Genomic DNA, 6783 nt, shown 5'->3' on the forward strand with positions numbered 1-6783 from the left:
ATTTTCTGACTACTGGCTGGCGGCACCCGCTCCAGTCCAGCGCCGCCGGCGAATCTGGGGGACCGAATTCGGGGGACCTGAATACGGTCTGCGCTCCCTGGACCGTGACTGGCTCCCCAAAACTCGGCTGCCCGGGCACCCTGCCCGGAGCCCGGCAGGTCGCGGGAGCGGCCGGCTTCCGCCTCCTGGTCATGGTGGCATCTATTGTATGGATGTCCTACTATCGGGAAGCTAAGGGTTCTAGGTATCTCCGTCCGCCACATCGTCCCCGGGAGCCGCTTCGATGTCCTCCGACGCGATGTCCTCCGACGGCCGGCACGAGCCGGCTGCCGCGCTGCACACACCAGTTCATCCGGTCCGGATCGTGACGGCGGCCTCACTCTTCGACGGGCATGACGCGGCGATCAACATCATGCGTCGCCTGTTGCAGGCGCAGGGCGCCGAGGTGATCCATCTCGGGCATGACCGCAGCGTCGAGGAGGTCGTCACCGCCGCGATCCAGGAGGACTCCCAAGGGATCGCCCTGTCGTCCTATCAGGGCGGGCATGTCGAGTACTTCAGCTACCTCATCGAGCGCCTCCGCGCGCGCGGAGCAGGCAACGTCCGGGTCTATGGCGGCGGCGGCGGGGTGATCGTGCCGGCGGAGATCGACCTGCTGCACGCGCGCGGGGTCGCGCGCATCTTCTCCCCGCAGGACGGGCAACGGCTCGGTCTCGCGAAGATGATCAATATGATCATCGAGGCCTGTGACGTCGATCTGACGGAGGACGGGCCGAAGCTTGATGCGGTGGCGGCTGGTGAGGACGGCGCGCTCGCCCGGGCGATCACCGTGCTCGAGGTGGGCCGGGACCCGCGACTCGCGGCGGCGCTGCAGGACGAGGCCGCCTGCCGGCCGCGGGTTCCGGTCCTCGGTATCACCGGCACGGGTGGTTCGGGAAAGTCCTCACTCACCGACGAGCTGATCCGGCGCTTCCGCCTCGACCAGGGCGACAGCCTGCGGATCGCGGTGCTCGCCATCGACCCCAGCCGTCGGCGGGGCGGCGGTGCATTGCTCGGTGACCGCATCCGGATGAACTCCCTGGGTGACGGCACAGCAGGGAACGTGTTCTTCCGGTCCCTGGCGACGCGAGCGGGGGGCAGTGAGGTTCCGGCTCCCTTGGCGGATGTGATCACGGCCTGCCGGGTGGCCGGTTACGATCTGGTGATCGTCGAGACGCCGGGCATCGGGCAGGGTGACGCGGCGATCGTTCCGTTCTGCGATGTTTCGCTGTACGTGATGACACCCGAGTACGGTGCGGCCTCACAACTCGAGAAGATCGATATGCTGGACTTCGCCGACGTGGTGGCGGTGAACAAGTTCGAGCGGCGCGGCGCCGAGGATGCCCGGCGTGACGTCGCCCGGCAACTGGTGCGCAACCGGCAGACGTTTGACCAGTCCTGGGAGGACATGCCCGTCTTCGGCACCTCGGCCGCCCGGTTCCACGACGATGGGGTGACCGCCCTGTATCAGCACCTCGTCGGGCGGCTACGCAAACACGATCTGTCTACCGTGTCCGGCTCGTTGCATCCGGTGCACGGGCGGACCTCCACCGAGCTGACCACGGTCATTCCGTCCGCCCGGGTACGCTACCTGGCCGAGATCGCCGAGACGGTGCGGGGCTATCACGCCGAGACCGAGCGCCAGGCACTGCTGGCCCGCCGTCGTGAGCATCTGACGACGGCCCTTGCGGCACTGGCCAGCGATGGCGCTGGCGCGGCGCCGGCGGAGCCCACCACCCTCGCCATGCTGCGCGACGAGGCCGAAGCCGCCCTGGCTCTCTGGACGAGGGAGCTCCTGGCGCAATGGCCGGCGATCGTCGAGGAACGTCAGGGCGAGAAGATGACCTATCTCGTCCGGGGAACCGAGATCCACACCCCGCTGGTGCGCACCACGCTCAGCGGGACTCCGGTCCGGCGGGTGGCGGTACCCGCCATCGACGACGACGCTCGCCTGATCCGCTTCCTGCGGCGTGAGAACCTGCCGGGCTATTTCCCCTTCACCGCCGGCGTCTTTCCGTTCAAACGGGCCGGAGAGGCCCCGGCGCGAATGTTCGCCGGTGAAGGTGACCCCTTCCGGACCAACCGCCGGTGCCGCTTCCTCTCCGCCGGCTCGCCCGCGACCCGCCTGTCCACCGCCTTCGACTCGGTGACCCTCTACGGCCGCGATCCCGCGTCCCAGCCCGACGTCTATGGCAAGATCGGCACGTCGGGCGTGTCGATAGCGACGTTGGACGACATGAAGGTCCTGTTCGCCGGGTTCGATCTGTGTGATCCGTCGACCAGCGTCTCGATGACCATCAACGGCCCGGCGCCGACGATCCTGGCGATGTTCCTGAACGCCGCGATCGACCAGCGCCTAGACGCCTTCCGCGCCGAGCACGGCCGGGAGCCGAGCGCGGACGAGGCCGCCGAGGTCCGGGCCCGCACGCTGGCCACGGTCCGTGGCACCGTGCAGGCGGACATCCTCAAGGAGGACCAGGGGCAGAACACCTGCATCTTCTCCACCGAGTTCGCGTTGCGGGCGATGGCGGACGTGCAGGAGTGGTTCATCGAACACGCGGTCCGGAACTTCTACTCGGTATCGATCTCCGGCTATCACATCGCCGAGGCCGGCGCCAATCCTATCAGTCAGCTCGCGTTCACCCTGGCCAACGGCTTCACCTACGTCGAGGCCTATCTGGCCAGAGGGATGCGCATTGACGATTTCGCCCCGAACCTGTCGTTCTTCTTCTCCAACGGGATGGATGCGGAGTACACCGTCATCGGGCGGGTGGCTCGCCGGATCTGGGCGGTGGCCATGCGGGAGCGATACGGTGCCGCCCCCCGGTCGCAGATGCTGAAGTATCATGTACAGACGTCGGGCCGGTCGCTGCACGCGCAGGAGATGGCCTACAACGATATCCGGACCACGTTGCAGGCGCTGTGCGCGATCTACGACAACTGCAACAGCCTGCACACCAATGCCTACGACGAGGCTGTGACGACTCCTACGGAGAACTCCGTCCGCCGCGCGTTGGCCATCCAGATGGTCATAGATCAGGAATGGGGACTCGCCGCCAACGAGAATCCCCTGCAGGGATCGTTCATCGTCGATGAACTGACCGACCTGGTCGAGGAGGCGGTGCTCGCCGAGTTCGAGCGGATCAGCGACCGCGGCGGTGTACTCGGCGCGATGGAAACCGGCTATCAGCGGGGACGCATCCAGGACGAGTCGATGCTGTACGAGCGGCGCAAGCACGACGGCACCCTGCCGATCATCGGGGTGAACACGTTCCTGCGGCCCGAGTCGGCCGGCACCGATCCCGACTCCGAGGGAGGTCCGATGGAGCTCGCGCGGGCCACGGAGGAGGAGAAGCAATCTCAGCTCACTCGGCTGGAGGAGTTCCACCGCCGGCACGGCGCCGAGGCGGGCGCCGCCCTGGAACATCTGCGGGAGGTCGCCAGGAGCGGGGGGAACACGTTCGCGGCGCTGATGGAGGCGGTCCGCGTCTGCTCCCTCGGGCAGATCTCCCAGGCATTCTTCGACGTGGGTGGGCAGTATCGCCGTAACGTCTGATTATGTCCCGGGTGGCGCCCGCCGTTACATCGATCGGCGTTACGCTGGTCGGTGCGCCGGGCGCCGCGGCAATCTCCGGGTACGCATGAATCTTTGCCAGCGCGTCCGTCCTGGGGTGCAATGGACGCTGCCCGCCGCGACGGTCCCCGGCTGCCAGGCCGGGCGGGAACCGTCCCATGAAGTGCAGGAGCGTCGACAAGTCGTGGCCACCCCGAAACCGTTGCCAACCGACCCCATAGCGGAGGCCCATCGGCACTGGACTGCCCACGGCTGGGGGGCGGCCGCGGACGGCATGGCAGCGGTCACCTCCCTGATGCGGGCGCAGCAGATCGTCCTCGCCCGGGTTGACGAGGTCCTGCGCCCCCTCGACCTGACCTTCGCGCGCTATGAGCTGCTGATGCTGTTGATGTTCAGTCGGGCCGGATCGCTGCCCCTCAACAAGATCGGAAGTCGGCTGCAGGTCCATCCGACCAGCGTCACCAGCGCGGTCGACCGGTTGGAGGCGAGGGGGCAGGTGCGGCGTACCCCGCATCCTACGGACCGGCGGGCGATTCTCGCGAAGATCACCGAGGAGGGCCGGGCCACTGCCATGGCCGCGACCGAGAAGCTCAACGACACCGTCTTCGCCGATCCCGGGCTGGGTGACGGCGGGGTGCGCACGCTCATCGACCTGCTGACCGATCTGCGCCGGGCCGCCGGCGACTTCTGATCCGACGGTCGCCCCGGAGATCGGTGTGATCCGCTCTCCCGTCGCCGTCGGCCCGTCCGCGACTACCCTCTAAAGCTGTGACCTACCTCGACCACGGGGCGACGACGCCGATGCGACCGGAATCGCTCGCCGCGTACACCGCGGTGCTTGCCGATACCGGCAATGCCTCGTCTCTGCATGCCAGTGGCCGCCGTGCCCGCCGCATCGTCGAGGAGTCCCGCGAGACGCTCGCCGGAGTGCTGGGCGCCCGCCCGTCCGACGTGGTGTTCACCGGAGGCGGTACCGAAAGTGACAACCTCGCCCTGAAGGGTCTGTACTGGTCACGCCGCCGGGCCGAACCGGGCCGGCGGCGGGTACTGGTCAGCGCCGTCGAGCACCGGGCCGTCCTGGACACCGCCGACTGGCTCGGCCGGGCGCAGGATGCCGAGGTCGAGCTGCTCGCGGTCGATGCCGCGGGAACCGTGCATCCGGACACCCTCGCCGCCGCCCTCGACCGGGATCCGGACTCGGTGGCCGTCGTGTCGGTGATGTGGGCGAACAGCGAGGTCGGCACCGTTCAGCCGATTGCCGAGCTCGCGACGATCGCGCACCGTCACGGCGTGCCCTTCCACACCGATGCCGTGCAGGCGTTCGGCCAGATCCCGATCGCCGTCACCGACGAGGGCCCCGACGCCATCACGGTCAGCGCGCACAAGATCGGGGGGCCGATCGGTGTCGGTGCCCTGGTGGTGCGCCGGGGATTGGCGATGGAGCCGCTGACCCACGGCGGCGGTCAGGAGCGCGACATCCGGTCCGGAACGCTGAACACGGCCGGGGTGGCGGCGTTCGCGGCGGCCGCGGCAAAGGCGTGCGCCGAGGCGCCGCAGGAGAGCGTCCGGCTGGCGGCCCTGCGTGACGACCTGGTGCGCCGGGTCCGGGCGGAGGTCCCGGAGACGGTGCTCAACGGCGCCCCGCTGCTCGGGGACGGCGGCGGTCCAGGGCCGCACCGGCTGCCGGGAAACGCCCATCTGACCTTCCCCGGCTGCGAGGGAGACTCGCTGCTGATGCTGCTCGATGCCTGGGGGATCGAGTGTTCCACCGGCTCGGCCTGCTCCGCCGGAGTGGCGAGGCCGTCGCACGTGTTGCTCGCGATGGGAGCGGATGAGGCACACGCCCGCGGATCGCTGCGGTTCTCCCTCGGGCACACCTCACGGGCCTGCGACGTCGACGCGCTGGTCGCGGCGATCGGGCCGGTCGTCGAGCGGGCGAGCCGTGCGGGGGCGCTGGCCGGCACGAGCGGCAGCCTGAGCGGCACCTGAGATGCGATGCCCATGATGCCTCGCTCCCGTCCACGTGGTTCCCTGAGGTTCGGCGGAGATTCGGGGAGGTGATGGTCTGATGCGGGTGCTCGCCGCGATGTCCGGCGGGGTCGACTCCGCCGTCGCCGCCGCCCGGGCGGTCGACGCCGGTCACGACGTTACCGGGGTGCATCTGGCGTTGTCGCGCTCGCCGGAGTCGGACCGGACCGGAGCCCGCGGCTGCTGCACCATCGAGGACGCCCGGGACGCCCGGCGGGCCGCCGACATCCTCGGCATCCCGTTCTACGTCTGGGATCTCGCGGACCGGTTCGAGACCGACGTCATCGAGGAGTTCGTCGAGTCCTACGCGGCCGGTCGCACGCCCAACCCCTGCGTGCGCTGCAACGAGCGCATCAAGTTCGCGGCCGTACTCGACAAGGCCCTCGCGCTCGGCTTCGACGCCGTCGTCACCGGGCACCACGCCCGGCTCGATCCGGACGGCACCCTGCGCCGCTCGGTGGATCCGGACAAGGACCAGTCCTACGTCCTGGGAACGCTGCGTCCCGAGCAGCTCGCCGCCGCGCGGTTCCCGCTCGGGGATTCCACCAAGGCCCAGGTGCGGGTAGAAGCGGCCGAGCGTCGCCTCGCCGTTGCGGACAAGCCGGACAGCCACGACATCTGTTTCATCTCGCATGGGGACACCGGTGGCTGGTTGCGCGAGCGGCTCGGCCCGCGGCCGGGTCCGGTCATCGATGCGACGACTGGGCAGACGCTCGGGCACCATGACGGCGCCTACGCCTTCACCGTGGGTCAGCGTCGCGGGCTGAAGCTCGGGCGGCCGGCCTCAGACGGCCGGCCGCGCTATGTGCTGGACATCTCCCCGGTGACGTCGACGGTCACCGTCGGACCGGCCGAGGCGCTCGACGTGCGCCGACTCGTGGCGGACCGGGCGGTCTGGCCGCACGAGGGGGCCGTATCATGTCTGGCCCAGGTGCGGGCGCACGGCGGGGTGGTACCGGCGGTGGCGCAGGCGCGCGGCGAGGAGCTCGTCGTGACGCTGACGACGCCGGTCCGCGGCACGGCCGCCGGCCAGGCGGTGGTGCTGTACGACGGTGACCGGGTGCTTGGCGGAGGGCACATCCGCACTACCGGTGGTTAGCCGGGCGCCTGGTCGGCGGGCCGTCGACGGAGCGGGCCCGGAG

4 protein-coding genes are annotated in these 6783 nt (G+C 69.6%); all 4 read left to right on the top strand.

What is annotated here, in order from left to right; all coding sequences use genetic code 11:
* The first annotated feature begins 283 nt into the window (after positions 1–283).
* Positions 284–3595, top strand: a complete 3312-nt coding sequence (gene icmF, locus ACY5KJ_RS12515) for a fused isobutyryl-CoA mutase/GTPase IcmF (protein ID WP_462203411.1) — start codon at positions 284–286, stop codon at positions 3593–3595.
* A 202-nt stretch (positions 3596–3797) separates the two neighbouring features.
* Positions 3798–4304 carry a MarR family winged helix-turn-helix transcriptional regulator gene (locus tag ACY5KJ_RS12520; protein ID WP_462188250.1) on the top strand — a complete coding sequence of 169 codons (507 nt, stop codon included), beginning with the start codon at positions 3798–3800 and terminating at the stop codon, positions 4302–4304.
* Positions 4305–4381: 77 nt separating this feature from the next.
* A complete protein-coding gene (locus ACY5KJ_RS12525) occupies positions 4382–5602 on the top strand; it encodes a cysteine desulfurase family protein (protein WP_462188251.1) in 1221 nt (406 codons plus the stop codon).
* A 79-nt stretch (positions 5603–5681) separates the two neighbouring features.
* Complete coding sequence (mnmA, locus tag ACY5KJ_RS12530; protein WP_462188252.1) at positions 5682–6740, top strand: tRNA 2-thiouridine(34) synthase MnmA; 1059 nt, start codon at positions 5682–5684, stop codon at positions 6738–6740.
* Positions 6741–6783 lie beyond the last annotated feature (43 nt).

The organism is Frankia sp. CcWB3 (assembly GCF_977927595.1).

What these genes read in the sequence shown, in the direction of transcription:
- icmF (WP_462203411.1), top strand. Translation starts at nt 284, where the DNA reads ATGTCCTCCGACGCGATGTCCTCCGACGGCCGGCACGAGCCGGCTGCC.
- mnmA (WP_462188252.1), top strand. Translation starts at nt 5,682, where the DNA reads ATGCGGGTGCTCGCCGCGATGTCCGGCGGGGTCGACTCCGCCGTCGCC.